The sequence below is a fragment of the Streptomyces sp. NPDC006733 genome, assembly GCF_040636125.1.
Lineage (GTDB): Bacteria > Actinomycetota > Actinomycetes > Streptomycetales > Streptomycetaceae > Actinacidiphila.
This window is the reverse complement of the sequence record NZ_JBEYJD010000020.1, coordinates 1-18792: the sequence shown is the minus strand read 5'-3', so window position 1 is coordinate 18792 and position 18792 is coordinate 1. Positions and strand designations below refer to the sequence as shown.

The 18792-nt window shown below is 72.3% G+C and carries 18 protein-coding genes; 15 read left to right on the top strand and 3 right to left on the bottom strand.

What is annotated here, in order from left to right; genetic code table 11:
- Positions 1-83: 83 nt before the first annotated feature.
- From ABZ721_RS19055 to aroA, 6 genes are all read left to right on the top strand, one after another.
- Positions 84-1367 (top strand): ROK family transcriptional regulator, encoded by a 1284-nt coding sequence (locus ABZ721_RS19055; protein ID WP_358789783.1) that lies wholly within the window; start codon positions 84-86, stop codon positions 1365-1367.
- Between the two features lie 60 nt (positions 1368-1427).
- The gene (locus ABZ721_RS19050) at positions 1428-2243 is read left to right on the top strand and encodes an AIM24 family protein (RefSeq protein ID WP_358789782.1); all 816 of its coding nucleotides are present in this window, start codon (positions 1428-1430) and stop codon (positions 2241-2243) included.
- Positions 2244-2354: 111 nt separating this feature from the next.
- Entirely contained in the window at positions 2355-2798 is a 444-nt protein-coding gene (locus ABZ721_RS19045) for a ribonuclease domain-containing protein (protein ID WP_358789781.1), read from the top strand.
- A gap of 214 nt (positions 2799-3012) precedes the next feature.
- Complete coding sequence (eda, locus tag ABZ721_RS19040) at positions 3013-3636, top strand: bifunctional 4-hydroxy-2-oxoglutarate aldolase/2-dehydro-3-deoxy-phosphogluconate aldolase (protein ID WP_358789780.1); 624 nt, start codon at positions 3013-3015, stop codon at positions 3634-3636.
- A gap of 118 nt (positions 3637-3754) precedes the next feature.
- Positions 3755-4939 carry a cytochrome P450 gene (locus ABZ721_RS19035; RefSeq protein ID WP_358789779.1) on the top strand — a complete coding sequence of 395 codons (1185 nt, stop codon included), beginning with the start codon at positions 3755-3757 and terminating at the stop codon, positions 4937-4939.
- Positions 4940-5045: 106 nt separating this feature from the next.
- Entirely contained in the window at positions 5046-6281 is a 1236-nt protein-coding gene (gene aroA, locus ABZ721_RS19030; protein ID WP_358789778.1) for a 3-phosphoshikimate 1-carboxyvinyltransferase, read from the top strand.
- Positions 6282-6305: 24 nt separating this feature from the next.
- Here the strand turns inward: aroA and ABZ721_RS19025 are convergent, their stop codons facing one another.
- Positions 6306-7475 carry an amidohydrolase gene (locus ABZ721_RS19025; RefSeq protein WP_358789777.1) on the bottom strand — a complete coding sequence of 390 codons (1170 nt, stop codon included), beginning with the start codon at positions 7473-7475 and terminating at the stop codon, positions 6306-6308.
- A 215-nt stretch (positions 7476-7690) separates the two neighbouring features.
- Complete coding sequence (locus ABZ721_RS19020) at positions 7691-8470, bottom strand: arylamine N-acetyltransferase (RefSeq protein WP_358789776.1); 780 nt, start codon at positions 8468-8470, stop codon at positions 7691-7693.
- A gap of 216 nt (positions 8471-8686) precedes the next feature.
- Here ABZ721_RS19020 and ABZ721_RS19015 point away from each other — a divergent pair, with 216 nt between their 5' ends.
- The 7 genes from ABZ721_RS19015 to ABZ721_RS18985 all read left to right on the top strand — a co-directional run bounded on the left by ABZ721_RS19015 (position 8687) and on the right by ABZ721_RS18985 (position 15353).
- Positions 8687-9685: a sugar ABC transporter substrate-binding protein gene (locus tag ABZ721_RS19015; RefSeq protein WP_358789775.1), complete on the top strand. Its 999-nt coding sequence runs from the start codon at positions 8687-8689 to the stop codon at positions 9683-9685.
- Between the two features lie 101 nt (positions 9686-9786).
- Positions 9787-10791 carry a sugar ABC transporter substrate-binding protein gene (locus ABZ721_RS19010; RefSeq protein WP_358789774.1) on the top strand — a complete coding sequence of 335 codons (1005 nt, stop codon included), beginning with the start codon at positions 9787-9789 and terminating at the stop codon, positions 10789-10791.
- Positions 10792-10895: 104 nt separating this feature from the next.
- Positions 10896-11870: an ABC transporter permease gene (locus ABZ721_RS19005; protein WP_358789897.1), complete on the top strand. Its 975-nt coding sequence runs from the start codon at positions 10896-10898 to the stop codon at positions 11868-11870.
- Positions 11867-12643: an ATP-binding cassette domain-containing protein gene (locus ABZ721_RS19000; RefSeq protein ID WP_358789773.1), complete on the top strand. Its 777-nt coding sequence runs from the start codon at positions 11867-11869 to the stop codon at positions 12641-12643. Before ABZ721_RS19005 ends, ABZ721_RS19000 begins: the two co-directional genes overlap by 4 nt.
- A 75-nt stretch (positions 12644-12718) precedes the next feature.
- On the top strand, positions 12719-13855 hold the full coding sequence (locus tag ABZ721_RS18995) for an ROK family glucokinase (protein WP_358789772.1): 1137 nt from the start codon (positions 12719-12721) through the stop codon (positions 13853-13855).
- Positions 13852-14397 carry a hypothetical protein gene (locus tag ABZ721_RS18990; protein WP_358789771.1) on the top strand — a complete coding sequence of 182 codons (546 nt, stop codon included), beginning with the start codon at positions 13852-13854 and terminating at the stop codon, positions 14395-14397. The genes ABZ721_RS18995 and ABZ721_RS18990 overlap by 4 nt, the downstream gene beginning before the upstream one ends.
- A gap of 143 nt (positions 14398-14540) precedes the next feature.
- Positions 14541-15353: an RNA polymerase sigma factor SigF gene (locus tag ABZ721_RS18985; RefSeq protein WP_358789896.1), complete on the top strand. Its 813-nt coding sequence runs from the start codon at positions 14541-14543 to the stop codon at positions 15351-15353.
- 42 nt (positions 15354-15395) lie between these two features.
- On the opposite strand, the gene ABZ721_RS18980 is transcribed toward ABZ721_RS18985, so the two are convergent.
- Positions 15396-15662 carry a DUF6296 family protein gene (locus ABZ721_RS18980; protein WP_358789895.1) on the bottom strand — a complete coding sequence of 89 codons (267 nt, stop codon included), beginning with the start codon at positions 15660-15662 and terminating at the stop codon, positions 15396-15398.
- 319 nt (positions 15663-15981) lie between these two features.
- Here ABZ721_RS18980 and ABZ721_RS18975 point away from each other — a divergent pair, with 319 nt between their 5' ends.
- Both ABZ721_RS18975 and ABZ721_RS18970 read left to right on the top strand, forming a co-directional pair.
- The gene (locus ABZ721_RS18975) at positions 15982-16305 is read left to right on the top strand and encodes a plasmid stabilization protein (RefSeq protein WP_358789770.1); all 324 of its coding nucleotides are present in this window, start codon (positions 15982-15984) and stop codon (positions 16303-16305) included.
- Between the two features lie 78 nt (positions 16306-16383).
- Positions 16384-18666, top strand: coding sequence for a catalase (locus ABZ721_RS18970; protein ID WP_358789769.1), 2283 nt, complete (start codon positions 16384-16386; stop codon positions 18664-18666).
- The last annotated feature ends 126 nt before the right edge of the window (positions 18667-18792 follow it).

The window sequence follows — 18792 nt, the reverse complement described above, 5'->3', positions numbered from 1 at the left end:
GTGATTTAACTTGTGAGAAAAGGTGGCGTCAAGAGTTCGCGCACCGATAGATTTCAGCCGGGGAGTCAGGGGAGGAGGACCGGATGGCAGATCGAGGCAAACGAACCGTGCGTGACCTGCGGCGCGGCAACCGTTCGGCGCTGTTGCGCCACCTGTATTTCGAGGGGCCGCTCAGTCGCCAGGAGTTGGGGCGGGACTCCGGCCTGAGCGCCGGATCGATCAGCAACGTCGTCGGCGACCTGATCGCCGACGGACTGGTCGAGGAGGCCGGCTCCGTCGACTCCGACGGCGGCCGGCCGCGGATCCTGCTGAGGGTCGCCGCCGGGTACGGCTGCGTGGTGGGGGTGGACGTGGGCGAGACCCGCGTCCGGGTCGAGCTGTTCGACCTCGCCCTGACCGAACTGGCCGCCGCCGACCTGCCGCTGTCGGACAGCGGCCATGACGTCGACCACGTCGTGCGGCTGATTCTCGACGGTCTGTCCGCCGTCGTCCGCGACGCGGGCGTCTCGGAGAGCGACGTGCTCGGCGTGGGCGTCGGGGTCCCCGGCATCGTCGAGCAGGGCGACGCCGCCCCCGGCACCGCGAACGGTTTCGGGGTCGACCTCGGCAGCGGCGAGGGCATCGTCGTGCACGGCCAGACGATCGGCTGGGACGCGGTCCCGTTCGGCCGCCTGCTGCGGGCCGGCACCGACCTGCCGCTCTACATCGACAACGGCGCGAAGACGCTCGGCCAGGCCGAGATGTGGTTCGGCGCCGGACGCGGCGCGGGCAGCGCCGTCATCGCCCTGCTCGGCTCGGGCGTCGGCGCCTGCGTGGTCGCCGACGGCAAGCCGTACCGGGGGGCGACCAGCAGCGCGGGCGAGTGGGGGCACACCACCCTCCAGGTCGGCGGCCGGCTCTGCCGCTGCGGCGCGCGCGGCTGCCTGGAGGCGTACGTGGGCGCCGAGGCGCTGCTGGAGCGCTGGGGCAGGGCACCGGCGGGGCAGAGCGAGGAGGTGGGGCTCACGGCCCTGCTGGCCGCCGCCGAGGACGACCCGTCCGCGGCGGCGCTCCTGGCGGAGACCGCCGAGTACCTGGGCGCCGGGATCGCCGACCTGATCAACCTCTTCAACCCCGAGCGCATCGTGATCGGCGGCTGGGCCGGGCTCATGATCGGCCCCCGGCTGCTGCCGGCCGTCCGCGAGGCGGCGGTGGCCTACGCGCTGCACCACCCCTGCGCCCAGACCTCGATCGAGATGGGACGGCTCGGACCCGACGCGGTCACCGTCGGCGCGGCCACCCTGCCGCTGGCCAGGCTGCTCGACTCGGGCGGCGCGCCGTGGAACCGGAACCCAACCGTCCGGGAGGCGCGGCTGGAGGTACGTTGACCGGACGGGCGGCTTCCGGCCGCTCCCGTCCCGTCGCCCCGCCCCGCGAGGAGTACCGCCGTGACCCTGCAGCTGCAGATCGTCGGCAATGCCATGCAGATGGCCGTCTGCACCCTGCAACCGGGTGGGACGGTGTACTGCGAGGCGGGGAAGTTCCTGTTCAAGACGTCGAACGTCACCATGGAGACCCGGCTGTCCGGGCCGGGCGGCGGCCAGGCCGCAGGCGGCGGTGGCGCGGCCGGGGGCATGGGCGGCATGCTCCGCCAGGCCATGGGCACCGCCATGCAGGCGGGGCAGCGGGCGCTCGCGGGCGAGAGCCTCGCCTTCCAGTACTTCTCCGCGACCGGCGACGAGGGCACGGTCGGCTTCGCCGGCGTGCTGCCCGGCGAGATGCGGGCCCTGGAGCTGGACGGGACACGGGCCTGGTTCGCCGAGAAGGACGCCTTCGTGGCCGCCGAGTCGACCGTCCACTTCGGCATCGCCTTCCAGGGCGGGCGCACCGGCCGCAGCGGTGGCGAGGGCTTCGTCCTGGAGAAGTTCACCGGGCGGGGCACGGTGGTCATCGCGGGTGCCGGGAACTTCATCGACCTGAACCCGGCGGACTTCGGCGGCCGCATCGAGGTCGACACCGGCTGCATCGTGGCCTTCGAGGAGGGCATCCAGTACGGCGTGCAGCGGATCGGCGGCCTCGACCGGCAGGGGCTGATGAACGCGGTCTTCGGCGGCGAGGGGCTGTCGCTGGCGACCCTGGAGGGCAACGGCCGCGTCATCCTGCAGTCGATGACGATCGAGGGCCTGGCCAACGCGCTGAAGAAGGCCCAGGGCGCCGACAAGCAGGGGCCGACGGGCGGGCTGTTCTCCACCCACTCGGGCTGACGGGACGTTCCCGCGCGAGCGCCCGGGACGCGGCGGCGGCCGGTTAACTCCTGGAAAACAGTCGGTCGTTGGGATTGACGGACCCCTGTCTACGCGCGTCATGGTGGTCCCATGAGAACCCCACGTCTCACTCGAATCGGCGCGCTCGCCGTCCTCGCGGGCACCCTTCTCGTCGGCGGCCCGGCGGTCGCCGCCTCCCCGGCGGCCCTCGCCCCGGCCACCGCCTCCACGGCATCGGCCGCCCCGTCCGCCGCGGTCACCATCAACGCGGTCGGCAGCATCTGCTACTCGGCGCTGCCGTCGCAGGCCCACCACACCCTCGACCTCATCGACGCGGGCGGGCCGTTCCCGTACTCGCAGGACGGCGTCGTGTTCCGGAACCAGGAGCAGTTGCTGCCCAGCCACGCCAGCGGCTACTACCACGAGTACACCGTCGTCACCCCCGGCTCGCCGACCCGCGGCGCGCGTCGGATCATCACCGGTCAGGCGGTCGACGAGGACTACTACACCGCCGACCACTACGCGTCGTTCAAGCGGGTCGAGTTCAGCTGCTGAGCAGCTGACCCCCAGCTCGCCCCCACCCCAGCCGACCCCGCCGCGCGGGGCGTGCGCCGGAGCCTCCTCCGGCACACGCCCCGCGCTTTCGCGTGTTACGGACCGGACACGTCGGCGCGAACCGCGTGCCTCGATGTCGGAGGGACCCGATAGCGTGCCGGGCAGACGATGATGCGCCCCGTTCCACAGCCTCGAGGAAGGACGGCGATCCGCCGTGTACCGCTGGGAGATCACCCGGGCCGCGCTGGCCCAGCGGGTCTTCGCCGTCGTCCGCAGCGAGAGCTACGACCAGGCCGCCGCGGTGGCCGACATGCTGCTCTCCGCCGGGCTGACCACGCTGGAGATCTCACTCACCACCCCCTTCGCGCTCGAGGCGGTGACCACCCTCGTCCGCGAGGTCGGGGAGGACGCGGTGATCGGCGCGGGGGCCGTCCTGGACGCCACCTCCGCGCGGATGGCCGTCGACGCCGGAGCCCGCTTCCTCGCCTCGCCCGGCCTGGACGAGGGCGTCGTGCGGACCGGCCACCGCTACGGCGTCCCGGTCTTCCCCGGCGTGGCGACCCCGACCGAGATGGTCCGCGCCATGGAACTCGGCGCGGACGCGCTCAAGCTCTTCCCCGCCTCGGCCCACGCCCCCGGCTGGATCACGGACGTGGCCGCCGCCCTGCCGCAGGCCGCCGTGCTGCCCACCGGCGGCATCACGATCGACACCGCGCCGGAGTGGATCGCCGCGGGCGCGGTGGCCTGCGGCATGGGAGCCGAACTCACCGAGGGCGACCGGGACACCGTCGCCAAGCGCGTGACCGAGCTGCTGGCCCGCCTGGCGGACGCCCGCTGATCCCGTCCGCCCCGCCCGTCCCGTCCACCCCGCAGGCTCCTCCGTGAGGGGGAGGCGCGCCCCGGCGGCGGCCGGTTACGGTGCGAGGACGGCACGTCGGCCCGAACCGGGGGAGGTTATGGGTATGTCCGAGATCGTCGATCTGACCGCCTACGGCGAGGAGTTCACCGCCGATCCGTACCCGATCTACGCCAAGCTGCGCGAGCAGGGCCCGGTCCACCGGGTCCGCACGGTCGACAACGGTGAGCTGTGGCTCGTCGTCGGCCACGAGGCGGTGCGCTCGGCGCTGGCGGACCCGCGGTTCAGCAAGAACTGGCGCACCCTGGACCCGCTCGCCGAGATGAACAGCATCAGCGCCAACATGCTGGAGGCCGACCCGCCGCACCACACCCGGCTCCGCAAACTCGTGGCCAGGGAGTTCACCGGCCGCCGCGTCGAGGCGCTGCAGCCGCGGATCCAGCAGATCACCGACGAACTGCTCGACGCGATGCTGCCGCCGGGCCGCGCCGACCTGGTCGACGCGCTCGCGTTCCCGCTCCCGATGACCGTCATCTGCGAGCTGCTCGGCGTCCCGTCGCTGGACCGCGACGCGTTCCGCCAGTGGTCCAACGTGATCGTCGGCCAGTCCGGCGCCGAGGCGGAGCACGCCGCCGTCGAGGCCATGGGCGCGTACCTGGCGGAGCTGATCGAGGACAAGCGGTGCAGCGCTCCCGCTGACGACCTGATGAGCGCGCTGCTGCGGGCCCGGGACGAGGACGGCGACCAGCTGTCGGCCGAGGAACTGGTCGGGATGGCCTTCCTGCTGCTGGTCGCCGGGCACGAGACGACCGTCAACCTGATCTCCAACGGGGTCCTGGCGCTGCTCCGGCACCCCGCCCAGCTCGCCGAGCTGCGCGCCGACCCCTCGCTGCTGGACGGCGCCGTCGAGGAGATGCTGCGCTACGACGGGCCCGTCGAGACGTCGACGTGGCGGTTCACCTCCGAGCCCGTCGCGATCGGCGGCACGGTCATACCCGCGGCCGAGCCGGTCCTGGTGGCGCTGGCCTCCGCGGACCGCGACCCGGCGCGCTTCGAGCAGCCGGACACGTTCGACATCCACCGCTCCGCCCAGGGGCACCTGGCGTTCGGCCACGGCATCCACTACTGCCTCGGCGCCCCGCTGGCCCGCATCGAGGGGCGCACCGCGATCCGCACCCTGCTGGAGCGCTGCCCGGACCTGGCGCTCGACGCGGACCCCGCGACCCTGAGCTGGCGCCCCGGCATGCTGATCCGCGGGGTGCACCGGCTGCCGGTGCGTTTCTGAGCCGGTCCGGGTCCGCCACCGGCCAGGAGCGCACCTAGAATCGGTCCCGATCAAGGCATCAGCAGCGCCGCTGACGCGCGTCCGCGTCGTATCGGGAGGCCCAGAAGTGTCCGTTGTCGCCGTGCCGGGTTCCAAGTCGGTCACCGCCCGAGCGCTGTTCCTCGCCGCCGCGGCGGACGGCACGACCACGCTGCGGCGGCCGCTGCTCTCCGACGACACGGACGGCTTCGCCGAGGGCCTGGTGAAGCTGGGCTACGCGGTCGAGCGCGCGCCGGACCTCTGGCGGATCGAGGGCCGCCCGGCCGGGCCCGCCGTCGGGCAGGCGGACGTGTACTGCCGTGACGCGGCCACCGCCGCGCGCTTCCTGCCCGCGCTCGCCGCCGCCGGCCACGGCACGTACCGCTTCGACGCCTCCGCCCAGATGCGCCGCCGCCCGGTCGCCCCGCTCACCGACGCCCTGCGCCGGCTCGGGGTCGACCTGCGGCACGAGGAGGCGGAGGGCCACCTGCCGCTGACGGTGACCGGGCGCGGCATCAAGGGCGGCGACCTCGAACTGGACGCGAGCCTGTCGTCCCAGTTCCTCACCGCGATGCTGCTGGTCGCCCCGCTCACGGCGGAGGGCCTGCGGATCCGCGTGACGGGGCTGGTCTCCGCGCCCTACGTCGAGATCACGCTCGCGATGATGCGCAGCTTCGGCGTCGAGGTGCTGCGGGAGGGCGACACGCTCACCGTCCCGCCCGGCGGGTACCGCGCCACCGACTACGACATCGAGCCCGACGCCTCCACCGCGAGCTACTTCTTCGCCGCCGCCGCGCTGACCGGCGCCTCGGCGACCGTCCCGGGCCTCGGCGCGGACGCGCTCCAGGGCGACCTGCGCTTCGTCGACGTCCTGCGGCGGATGGGCGCGCGGGTGGAGACCCGCGCGGACGCCACCACGGTCACCGGCACCGGCAGGCTCTCCGGTATCACCGTCAACATGCGCGACATCTCCGACACCATGCCGACCCTCGCCGCCATCGCGCCGTTCGCGGACGGCCCGGTGCGGATCGAGGACGTGTACAACACCCGGGTCAAGGAGTGCGACCGGCTGGACGCCTGCGCGGAGAACCTGCGCCGCCAGGGCATCAGGGTCGAGACCGGACGCGACTGGATCGAGATCCACCCCGGCACGCCGGTCGCCACCGAGATCGCCTGCCGCGGCGACCACCGCATCGCCATGAGCTTCGCCGTCGCGGGGCTGCGCACCCCGGGCGTCACGTTCGACGACCCGGGATGCGTGAAGAAGACCTTCCCCGAGTTCCACGAGGCCTTCGCCGCGCAGCGCCGCGCCTGGGGCGTCTAGGCACCCGGCCCGTGACGCCGGGTCTCAGCGGGAGCCGTACTCGGTGAGCGCCAGCCGCAGCGTCTCGCGCATCAGGTCGACGCCGACGGCGATGCACTCCTCGTCGACGTCGAACCGTCCGCTGTGCAGGTCGTAGGCGGTCTCCCGGCCGCGGGGCCGGACCCCCAACCGGGCCAGGCCGCCGGGGACGGACTCCAGGTACCAGGCGAAGTCCTCACCGCCCAGGCTCTGCGGGGTCTCGTAGCGCGCCCCGGGGGCGAGCGCGGAGGTGACGGCCGCGTCGAACACCCGCATCGCGTCCGGGTCGTTGGTGACGGCGGGCGCCACCTGGTTGAACTCGGCGTGCAGGGTCACGCCGTACGGGGAGACGATCGCGGTGGCCAGCCGCTGGAACAGCTCCGGCACCGCCGCCCACGCCTCACGGCTCAGCGACCGCACGGTTCCCAGGGACGTGACGCTCTCCGGCCGGCCGTCGGCGCCGGGGACGCTGTTGACGGTCCCGAAGACCGCGGAGGCCACCATGGCGGCCCCGGCCGGCAGCGCGTTCTGCAGGGCGGTCGGCAGGTCGGTGATGAGCTTGGCCATCACCATCACCAGGTCCGCGGGGTGGGCGCCCGGCTCAGCGCCGGCCGCGGGCTGGGTGATCCGGAGGTCGAACGCGGTCAGGCTGGAGGTGATGGGGCCGGTGCGGATGCCGACCCGGCCCACCTCGCCCGCCGGATCGCAGTGCAGGGCGTAGATGACCGCCACGTCCTTGAGCACCCCGGCCGCGATGGCCTCGTGGGCGCCGCTGGGCACGGCCTCCTCGGCGGGCTGGAAGACGAACCGGACCCGTCCCTCGATCGCCTCCGGCGCCTCGGCCAGCTCCAGCGCGAGCCCGAGCATGATCGTGGTGTGCACGTCGTGCCCGCAGGCGTGGCAGGTCCCCGGCACGGTCGAACGGTAGGGGACCTCCTTCTCGTCCGCGACGGGCAGCGCGTCGATGTCGGCGCGCAGCGCCACGAGCGGGCCGCGCCCGTCGCCGATGTCGCAGGACAGCCCGGTGCCACCGGGGAAGACCTGCGGGGCGAGGCCGGCGGCGGTGAGCTGCTCGGCGATGAAGGCGGTGGTGCCGAACTCCTTGCGCGCCGTTTCCGGGTGCGCGTGGATGTGGCGGCGGATCTGCACCAGGCGGGCGAACCTGTCGGGATTCATCACTATCCAGTTCCAGCGGTGACGGAGGTCGTAGCGCGGACGCTCGCTGCTCGACGGCGTCATCGTATGCGAGCCGGTCGGACCGGCGGGCCCGCCGCGTCCGCCCGGCAAGTGCGGCGCACGCGGCGTCCGTTGCGGTGGACGGGAGTGCCGGGAGCCGGCGGGGCGGGGGACCGGCCCGCCGGATGTCCCGCGAAGGTGTGAGCGTCCGGCCCTCAGTGCGATTCCTTCGGCGCCTGCCGGGGGAGCCGGTCGAGGACGACGCCGAAGGAGTCGCGGTAGACGGCGAGCAGGTCGTCCCGCGCCACCTCCCGCTCCTGCCGCTCGCCGTCCTCCGTGCTGATGAGGGAGTCGCCGCTGAGGGTGATCCGCCCGGCCGGGGTGAGCCGCGAGCAGACCGGCGACCGGGTGAAGTGGGACGCGGGGGAGGTGCTCTGCCACCAGCAGGTGGGTGCGAAGTCGGCCAGGCCGCGCGGGCGCTGCTCCAGCCGGTACTCGGGCTCGCCGTCCTTGAGGACGTCGAGGTCGCCGTCCGGCGCGTCGACCACGCGGAAGACGCCGCCGGGGTCCTCCTGGTCCGCGCGGCTGTCCAGCCGCAGCGGATGGTGGGCGAACCGGCCGAAGCCGACGTCGACCAGCCAGGGGCCGGACGCCTCGACGCGCACCGCCAGGTGGTCGAAGGGCGGCCCCGGCACCCCGTCGTCGCCGAAGACCCGGCCGGCCAGCAGCGTCACCGGGTACCCGAGCCGGGCCAGCAGCGCGCCGAACAGGCCGTTGAGTTCGTAGCAGAAGCCGCCGCGCCCGGCCCCGACGACCTTGGCCAGCAGCGCCTCCTCGGTCAGCCCGATCTCCTCGTCGAGGTGGATCGAGAGGTTCTCGAACGGCACGGCGAGCAGATGGCGCAGCTGCAGCTCGCGCAGCGCGGCGGCGTCGGGGGCGGCGGGGCGGGCCGCCCCGATGCGCGCGAGGTAGGCGTCGGCCTGGGATGCGTCCATCAGGCAGTTATGCCCCAGCGCCGCGCGGAGCGCCAAACGGATCCGGCCCGGCCGCCCGCGGCGGGTGCCGCCGGGCCCCGGAGCCGGGTCCCTCTGCGACGTTTACGTAAGTATGTCCGTACAAAGTCTTGACGCTGCACCGCGCCCCCCGTTAGAAACCACCAGTGCCGTTCACCGGACCGGACCCGGGCGGCCGGAGGAGAAGGCGGACCCACCATGGCACGCAGGCGTACGGCTCTGTCCGCGGCGGCACTCGCCCTGGCGATAGCGCTCGCCGCCGCCGGATGCAGCAGTTCCGGCGGGAAGAAGACCGAGGAGAAGGACACCGCGGACGCGGTGAACGGGGCGGGGACCCCGCAGCTCACCATCGCGATGGTCACCCATTCGGGCGAGGGCGACACGTTCTGGGACATCGTGCAGAAGGGCGCGAAGCAGGCCGCGGCCAAGGACAACGTGAAGTTCCTCTACTCCAACAACAAGGAGGGGAACGAGCAGGCACAGCTGGTCCAGACCGCGATCGACCAGAAGGTCGACGGGATCATCGTGACGCTGGCCAAGCCGGAGGCGCTCAAGGCGGTGTTGCGCAAGGCCGTCCAGGCCGGCATCCCCGTCGTCAGCATCAACTCCGGCTCCCAGTTCTCCGCCGCCTACGGCGCGCTGAGCCACATCGGCCAGGACGAGGCGGTGGCCGGTGAGGCGGTCGGCGAGGAGATGGCGAAGCGGGGGCTGAAGAAGGCGCTGTGCGTCATCCACGAGCAGGGCAACGTCTCGCTGGAGGAGCGCTGCGCCGGGGCCGCGAAGACCTTCAAGGGCTCGATGCAGAAGCTCTACGTCACCGGCACGAACATGCCCGACGTGCTCTCCTCCGTCACCTCCAAGCTCCAGGCCGACAAGACCATCGACGCGGTGCTGACCCTGGGCGCGCCCTTCGCCGCCACCTCCGTGCAGGCCGTCAAGGCGACCGGCGCCAAGGTCGAGGTCGACACCTTCGACCTGAACGCGGCCGTGGTCAAGCAGCTCAAGAGCAAGGAGGTCGGCTTCGCCGTCGACCAGCAGCCCTACCTCCAGGGGTACCTCGCGGTGGACGAGCTGTGGCTCTACCGGACGAACGGCGACGTCATCGGCGGCGGCCGTCCGGTGCTGACCGGACCCGCCCTCGTCACCGAGAAGGACGTGCCGCAGCTGGAGAAGTACACGCAGCGCGGTACCCGATGACAGCGCCGCCGCCCCCCTTGACAGATACTTGGGCCGCCGGGGCCGATCATGGGGCTCCCGGCGGCACCGGGATCCGCAGGGAAGGGCACAGCTTCGTGGCGATGGCTAGGACGGGGACGCGCGCGATCGGCGCACTGCTGGCGGCGGTGCTCGGGGCCTCGCTGGCGGGGTGCAGCAGCACCGGCGGCAAGCGGGCCGAGGAACGGGCCGCGCAGTCCGCGGGCGGCGGCTCGGGCGTCGACACGCCGAAGTGGACGGTGGCCATGGTCACCCACTCGGGCGCCGGCGACACCTTCTGGGACATCGTCCAGAACGGCGCCAAGCAGGCCGCCCGCAAGGACAACATCAAGTTCGTCTACTCCAGCAGCAACCAGGGGAACGAGCAGGCGCAGCTCGTCCAGGCCGCCATCGACCAGCACGTCGACGGCCTGGTGGTCACCCTCGCCAAGCCCGACGCGATGAAGGACGTCGTGGCCAAGGCCGTCCAGGCCGGCATCCCCGTCATCACGATCAACTCCGGCTCCGACCAGTCCAAGGCCTTCGGGGCGCTCAGCCACATCGGGCAGGACGAGAAGATCGCCGGCCAGGCCGTCGGCGAGGAGCTGGCCAAGCGCGGGAAGAAGCACGCCATCTGCGTCCTGCACGAGCAGGGCAACGTCGGCCACGAGGAGCGCTGCGCCGGCGCGAAGGGCACCTTCGCCGGGACGATGGACAACCTCTACGTCGACGGCACCAACATGCCCGACGTGCAGTCCACGATCCAGGCCAAGCTCCAGGCCGACAAGTCCATCGACGCGGTGGTCACCCTGGGCGCGCCGTTCGCCGCCACCGCCGTCAAGGCCAAGCAGCAGGCGTCGAGCAGCGCCGAGGTCGACACCTTCGACCTCAACGCACAGGTCGCCGACGCGCTGTCCGCCGGCACGATCGGCTTCGCCGTCGACCAGCAGCCGTACCTGCAGGGCTACGAGGCCGTGGACCTGCTCTGGCTCTACCGCTACAACGCCGACGCGCTGGGCGGCGGGAAACCGGTGCTCACCGGCCCGCAGATCCTGACGAAGAAGGACGCCGCCGCGCTGGAGAAGTACACCGAACGGGGGACGCGATGACACCGGCCACGACACTGGACAAGTCCGCGGGCCGGGACGGCCCGGACCCGGCGGGCGGGGCGCCGGACGACCGGCTGGTGCACCGCTCGGCGGCGCGCCGGCTGATGGGGCGCCCGGAACTGGGCTCGGTCGTCGGAGCGGCCGCCGTCTTCGTCTTCTTCTCGATCGCCGCCGACTCGTTCCTGCAGTGGTCCAGCTTCGGGACCGTGCTGTACGCGGCCTCGACCATCGGCATCATGGCGGTGCCCGTCGCGCTGCTGATGATCGGCGGCGAGTTCGACCTGTCGACCGGCGTGATGGTCACCAGTTCCGCGCTGGTCTCCTCGATGTTCAGCTACCAGATGACGGCGAACGTCTGGGCGGGCGTCGCGGTCTCGCTGGCCGTCACCCTGGCCATCGGCTTCTTCAACGGGTTCCTGCTGACCCGCACCAAGCTGCCCAGCTTCATCATCACGCTCGGCACCTTCCTGATGCTCACCGGGCTGAACCTGGGCTTCACCAAGCTCATCAGCGGCACGGTCAGCACCAAGTCCATCGCCGACATGGAGGGCTTCGAGTCGGCGCGGGTGCTCTTCGCCTCGCACCTGACCCTCGGCGACATCGACCTCAAGGTCACCATCCTGTGGTGGGCGGCGCTGGTCGCCGTGGCCACCTGGGTGCTGCTGCGCACCCGCGCCGGAAACTGGATCTTCGCCGTCGGCGGCAACGCGGACGCCGCCCGCGCGGTCGGCGTCCCGGTGGTCCGCACCAAGATCGGCCTGTACATGGCGGTCGCGTTCTGCGCCTGGATCTCCGGCCAGCACCTGCTCTTCTCGTTCGACGTGGTGCAGTCCGGCGAGGGTGTCGGCAACGAGTTCCTCTACATCATCGCGGCCGTCATCGGCGGCTGCCTGATGACCGGCGGCTACGGGTCGGCGATCGGCTCCGCGGTCGGCGCGTTCATCTTCGGCATGACGAGCAAGGGCATCGTGTACGCCCAGTGGAATCCGGACTGGTTCAAGTTCTTCCTCGGGGCCATGCTCCTGCTGGCCACGCTGCTGAACGCATGGGTCCGCAAGCGGGCGGAGGCGACCGCATGAGCGCGCTGGTCAAGCTCACCGACGTGAGCAAGTACTACGGCAACATCAAGGCCCTGGAGGGGGTCTCCCTGGAGGTGCACGCGGGGGAGATCACCTGCGTGCTGGGGGACAACGGCGCCGGCAAGTCCACCCTCATCAAGATCATCTCGGGGCTGCACCAGCACGACGCGGGCACCTACGAGGTCGACGGCGAGCCCGTGCGGCACACCTCGCCGCGCGAAGCCCTCGACCACGGCATCGCCACCGTCTACCAGGATCTCGCGGTGGTGCCGCTGATGCCGGTGTGGCGGAACTTCTTCCTCGGCTCCGAGCCCACCAAGGGCCGCGGACCGCTGCGCCGCCTCGACGTGCGCACCATGCGCGAGACCACCCGCGGCGAGCTGCTGCGGATGGGCATCGACCTGCGCGACGTGGACCAGCCCATCGGCACCCTGTCCGGCGGTGAGCGGCAGTGCGTCGCCATCGCCCGCGCCGTCCACTTCGGCGCCAAGGTCCTGGTCCTCGACGAGCCGACGGCGGCGCTCGGCGTCAAGCAGTCCGGTGTCGTCCTCAAGTACGTCGCCGCCGCGCGCGACGCCGGGCTCGGTGTGGTCCTGATCACCCACAACCCGCACCACGCGTTCCTGGTCGGCGACCGGTTCATCCTGCTCAAGCGCGGCGCGATGGCCGGAAGCTACCCCAAAACGGGCATTACGCTGGAGGAACTGACCCGCCAGATGGCGGGCGGCAGCGAACTGGAGCAGCTCAGCCACGAGCTCGCCCGCGAGGGCTGACCCAGCCCGGGCTGCGCGGGGCACGTCCTCGGTGCGGCACAATCGGCACCACAGCCACCGATCCGGAGACGACCCTTGCCAGCAGTGTCACGCAGCGACCGATCAGCATTCCAGCGCAAGGGCGCCGCCCGGGCGACGGTGCTGCAGACCGTCGGCCGCCGGGAGCGCCGCTCCCACCTGACGGCGCCGCGGGTGCCGACGGTCGGCATCGACATCGGCGGCACCAAGGTGGCGGCCGGGGTGGTGGACCCGGACGGCAACATCCTGGAGCAGCTCCGCACCGAGACACCGGACCGGAGCAAGAGCCCGAAGGTGGTCGAGGACACCATCGTCGAGCTGGTCCTGGACCTGTCGGAGCGGCACGACGTGCACGCGGTCGGCATCGGCGCCGCCGGCTGGGTCGACGCCGACCGCTCGCGGGTGCTCTTCGCCCCGCACCTGTCGTGGCGCGACGAGCCGCTGCGCGACCGGCTGGAGGAGCGGCTGCTGGTGCCGGTCATGGTCGACAACGACGCCAACACCGCGGCGTGGGCCGAGTGGCGCTTCGGCGCCGGCCGCGGCCAGGACGACCTGGTCATGATCACCCTCGGTACCGGCATCGGCGGCGCCATCCTGGAGGAGGGCCACGTCAAGCGCGGCCGCTACGGGGTGGCCGGCGAGTTCGGCCACATGCAGGTCGTCCCCGGCGGCCACCGCTGCCCCTGCGGCAACCGCGGCTGCTGGGAGCAGTACAGCTCGGGCAACGCGCTGGTCCGCGAGGCCCGCGAGATGGCGGCCGCCGAGTCGCCCGTCGCGTACGGGATCATCGAGCGGGTCGGCGGCAACATCGGCGACATCACCGGGCCGCTGATCACGCAGCTGGCCCGCGAGGGCGACGCCATGTGCGTCGAGCTGCTCCAGGACATCGGCCAGTGGCTCGGCGTCGGCATCGCCAACCTCGCCGCCGCGCTCGACCCCTCCTGCTTCGTCATCGGCGGCGGCGTCAGCGCCGCGGACGACCTGCTCATCGGGCCGGCCCGGGACGCCTTCCGCCGCAACCTCACCGGGCGCGGCTACCGCCCCGAGGCCCGCATCGTCCAGGCCGAGCTGGGCAACGAGGCGGGGCTGGTCGGCGCGGCCGACCTCGCCCGGCTGGTCGCCCGGCGGTTCCGCCGCGCCAACCGGCGCCGCGTCGAGCGCTACGAGCGCTTCGGCCGGGCGGAGGGCCGATGAGCACCGACCGCCCGCACGGCAGGCCGCTGCGCCAGGTGCCCCGCTGGGTCCACTGGACGGTGGTCCCGCTGCTGATCCTGGTCCCCGTCGGCTACGTGATCATCTCCGCAGAGCAGAGCCGCAACAGCGGCCAGGAGAAGGAGGAGTCGGCCGCGGTCAAGCACCTGACGTGGGACTGGCCCACCCAGGTGCAGCGCCGGATATACCAGGTGCCGATCCCGCTGGACTGGACCCGCAAGATCGCCTACGTGGAGACCAACAACTGGAACACCAGCGAGCTGTTCGTCCAGTTCGCGCCCACCGCGGGCGGCCTCGACACCTTCCTCGCGCAGGTGGGCACCAGCCGCTCCGCGCTGAAGCCGGGCAACGTCACCATCACGCCCGCGCAGGCGAAGGTGCCCGGCTGGTCGTTCGGATCGGGCCGCGTCTGGGCCGGAGTGGCGACCACCCAGCACGGTGACAAGCCGGACCACGACATCACCGTCGACCTCACCGACGCGGCTCACCCGATCGTGTACGTCGTCTCCACCATCAACTTCTGACGGTCCCTCCGGACATGGCGGGCGGGCGCCGGGGTAGGCGAACCGCAATGCCCGCTGTGCCCGGGAGGCCGAGAACCATGTCCATGCTGGCCGCGCAGACCCGTGTGAACCCCGCCGACGACCGCTGCGAGAGCCCCGGTCCGATGGTCGGGGAACTCCCATGGATCGCGGAGGCGGACAAGGTCGCCCCGAAGGACGCGCGGGCCCTGTCGAAGCTGTTCTTCGACCGGCTGCGGACGGCCGAGGAGGGCACGTACGAGTACCAGTACGCGCGCAACACCCTCATCGAACTGAACCTGTCCCTGGTCCGGTTCGCCGCCGGCCGGTTCCGCAACCGTCCGGAGGACATGCAGGACATCGTCCAGGTCGGCACGATCGGGCTGATCAAGGCGATCGACCGGTTCGACCTGTCGCGCGAGGTGGAGTTCACCACCTTCGCCATCCCCACCATCGTCGGTGAGATCAAGCGCTCCTTCCGGGACACCAGTTGGGCCGTCCACGTGCCGCGCAGCCTCCAGGAGCGCCGGATCGCCCTCGCGCAGGCCAACGAGGCGCTGGCGCAGCGGCTGGACCACGTGCCCACCACGGCGGAGCTTGCCGAGCACATGGGCCTGACCCGCGAGCAGGTCATGGAGGGGGTCGTGGCCGGCAACGGCTACACGGCGGGGTCGCTGGACATCACCTCCGGCGACAGCCCCGACGATCCCGCGAGCTCGCTGGGCGACCGGCTCGGCGCGGACGACCCGGGGATGGAGGGCGTCGAGAACCTGCACGCCCTCAAGCCCCTCCTCGCGGAGCTGGGCGAGCGCGACCTGCGGATCCTGCGGATGCGCTTCGGACAGGAGATGACGCAGTCGGAGATCGGCGTCGAACTCGGGGTCTCGCAGATGCACGTCTCGCGGCTCCTGAGCCGCATCATCCGCGGCCTGCGCGCCGGCATGCTCACGCAGCTCTGACCTCCCCTTTCCGATCCGCGGCTTGCGACCCGCCGCCGGGCCTCAGGCCGAGGCGGACGGCTCCGGCCGGACGTCGCGGTCGCGGGAGGGGACGCAGCGCAGGGGCTGCTGCGGCTTCTGCCCGAAGCCCGACGCCAGCATCCGCACCTCGCCCCGCTCGCTGATCTCGGCGCGGATGATCCCCGTCGAGTCGACGTAGATCGGGTACCCGCCCGGTCCTGTCGTGGACGTCCGCGCGACGTGGACGCTGTGCTGCCCACGGTTGGCGGCACCCCGCAGGGGCGATGCGTCCGCGTCGGCGAATATCAGTTCGAAACCTGGGTGTGCGGACAAGACGCCCTCCTCGAAGATCCTCCGGCCGAACGGGAACGGCGCCCCTCGCGAGCGAACGCCCCACCGGGCCCGTGGACCCCACGAGTGACCCCGGTCCGCGAGCGCCTTCCCCGCCTCCGCCCGGATATCCCGCAGGTTTCACCGCAAACCTCCTCCGTCGGGACCGGCGCGCGCCTCCTCCGCCGCCCGCCGCCGGATGGGCGTATCCGCGTGCCGGATGGGGTGTGCGTGCCGAGGATGGCGGGGTAGGCGATCGGCGCCAAGCGGACATCGACGGACAAGAGAGGTGATCACGGTGCCCCGGGGATCGAACGCGAAGCGCGAGCGGCAGTACGAGCACATCAAGGACAGTCAGAAGCGCCAGGGCCGGAGCACCGAGCGCGCCGAGGAGATCGCCGCGCGGACGGTGAACAAGGAGCGCGCCCGCGCCGGCGAGTCCCGCACCGCGAGCCGCAGCTCCCTCGAGGACATGTCCTCCGCCAAGCGCGGCGGACAGCGCTCCCACTCCGGCTCGGGCGGACCCACCCGGGACCAGCTCTACAACGAGGCGCGCCAGCGCAACATCAAGGGCCGCTCGAAGATGAACAAGGCCCAGCTCGCCAAGGCCCTCGGTCACTGAGGCCGCGTCGGGAGTGCCGAGCGGTGAGCCTCCCGACGCGCCTCGTCCCCCTGCCTCTCTCCCCATGAACGGAACCCCGTGAGCGCCCAGAAGAAGAACCCCGTGGCGGCAGCCACCGAGAAGGTCGTCGAGAAGGTCCAGGAGGCCGTGCACCCCCGCAACGACATTCCCGGGGCGCCGGCCCCGGTGCCGCCGCAGCTCGACGAGCCGACGGAGCCGACCGGCCCGCTGCCGCCCAAGCCCGACCAGACGGGTCCCGACACGTACAGCCCGACCGGCCAGCCCACGGGCACCCCGCGCAAGGAGGTCGCGCAGGGCGGCGAGCGGCTCACCACCGCCCAGGGCGCCCGGCTCTACGAGACCGACCACTCGCTGAAGGCCGGTCCGCGCGGGCCGGTGCTGCTCCAGGACCACCACCTGCGCGAGAAGATCACCCACTTCGACCACGAGCGGATCCCGGAGCGGGTCGTCCACGCCCGTGGCGCCGCCGCGCACGGCACCTTCGTGGGCTACGGCGCCGCCGCCAAGATCAGCAAGGCGGGGTTCCTGGCCAAGGACGTCGAGACGCCGGTCTTCGTGCGCTTCTCGACCGTCCTGGGGTCGCGCGGCTCGGCCGACACCGTGCGCGACACCCGCGGCTTCGCCACGAAGTTCTACACCGACGAGGGCGTCTTCGACCTGGTCGGCAACAACATCCCGGTGTTCTTCATCCAGGACGCGATCAAGTTCCCCGACGTGATCCACGCCGGCAAGCCGCACCCGGACCGGGAGATCCCGCAGGCGCAGAGCGCGCACGACACCTTCTGGGACTTCGTGACGCTGCACACCGAGGCCACCCACCACACCCTGTGGAACATGTCCGACCGCGGCCTTCCCCGCTCGTACCGGACGATGGAGGGCTTCGGCGTCCACACCTTCCGGCTGGTCAACGCCAAGGGCGCCACGACCCTGGTGAAGTTCCACTGGAAGCCGAAGCTGGGCGTGCACTCCCTGGTCTGGGAGGAGGCGCAGATCGCGGCCGGGATGGACCCCGACTTCCACCGCCGGGACCTGGCCGACGCGATCGAGGCCGGCGCGTTCCCGCAGTGGGAGCTGGGCGTGCAGACCTTCCCCGACACCGAGGACCAGATGTTCGAGGGGATCGACCTGCTGGACCCGACCAAGTTCGTGCCCGAGGAACTGGCCCCCGTGCAGCCGATCGGCCTGCTGACGCTGAACGCCAACCCGTCGAACTACTTCGCCGAGACCGAGCAGGTCGCCTTCCACGTCGGCAACCTCGTCCCCGGCATCGACGTCACCAACGACCCGCTGATGCAGGGCCGGCTCTTCTCGTACCTGGACACCCAGCTCACCCGGCTCGGCGGCCCGAACTTCAACCAGCTCCCGATCAACCGCACCCACGCGCCGGTCAACGACATGCTGCGCGACGGCATGCACCAGACCGCCGTCCACAGCGGTGTGGCCCCCTACCGGCCCAACTCCCTCGACGGGGGCTGCCCGTTCCTCGCCGGGGCCGACACCGGCGCCTTCATCGAGGTGCCCGTCGAGGTGGCGGCCGGCCGCAAGGTGCGCGACGCCGCCGCGTCCTTCGACGACCACTACAGCCAGGCGCGGCAGTTCTGGCTGAGCATGACGGCCACCGAGCGCGAGCACATCGTCGCCGCGTACAGCTTCGAGCTCAACAAGTGCTACGAGTCGGCCATCAAGGAGCGCGCGCTCGCCGTCCTCGCGAACATCGATCCGGTGCTGTGCTCCGAGGTCGCGGCCGGGCTGGGCCTGCCCGCCCCCGAGCCGACGATCGCCCTGGCGGACCCCGCGCCCAGCCCCGCGCTGTCGCAGCTCGGCGCCCGCTGGCCGGTGGACGGCCGCGTCGTCGGCATCGTCACCGCGGGCGACCAGGACCTGACCGCCGTTCGGGCGGCCCGGCAGACGGTGCTCGACGCGGGCATGGTGCCGCTGGTCATCGCGCCGACCGGCGGCGTGCTGGACACCGACGGCGACCCCGTCACCGTGCAGCGCACGTTCGCCACCGCCCGCTCCATCGAGTTCGACGCGATCCTGGTCGCCGGCGCCCCGGCACCGGGAGCCGACGCCTACGGAGCGCGCGACGCCAAGGTGGACGACGACCTGGCGGCGTCCGCGGGGGTCGACCCCCGCGTGCTGCTCCTGCTCACGGAGGCGTACCGGCACGGCAAGGCGATCGGCGCGTGGGCCGACGGCGCCGACGCGCTGGAGACCGCGGGCATCGCCCCGGACGCGCCCGGTGTGGTGTCCGCGGCGGACGGCGGCACGGTGGTGGAGGGCGTCACCGAGCTGCTCGGCCGCCACCGCGCCTGGGACCGCTTCACCCCGGCCGTCTGACGGCACCCCCCGCGGCTCCCGCCCCTCGGGCGCGCCGGACCGGACGGCGGCGCACCGGGGTGCTGGCGAGCCATGCTGACCAGTGCGAACCCTGTTCCTGGGTGATCATGGAATCGCGGGCGATCG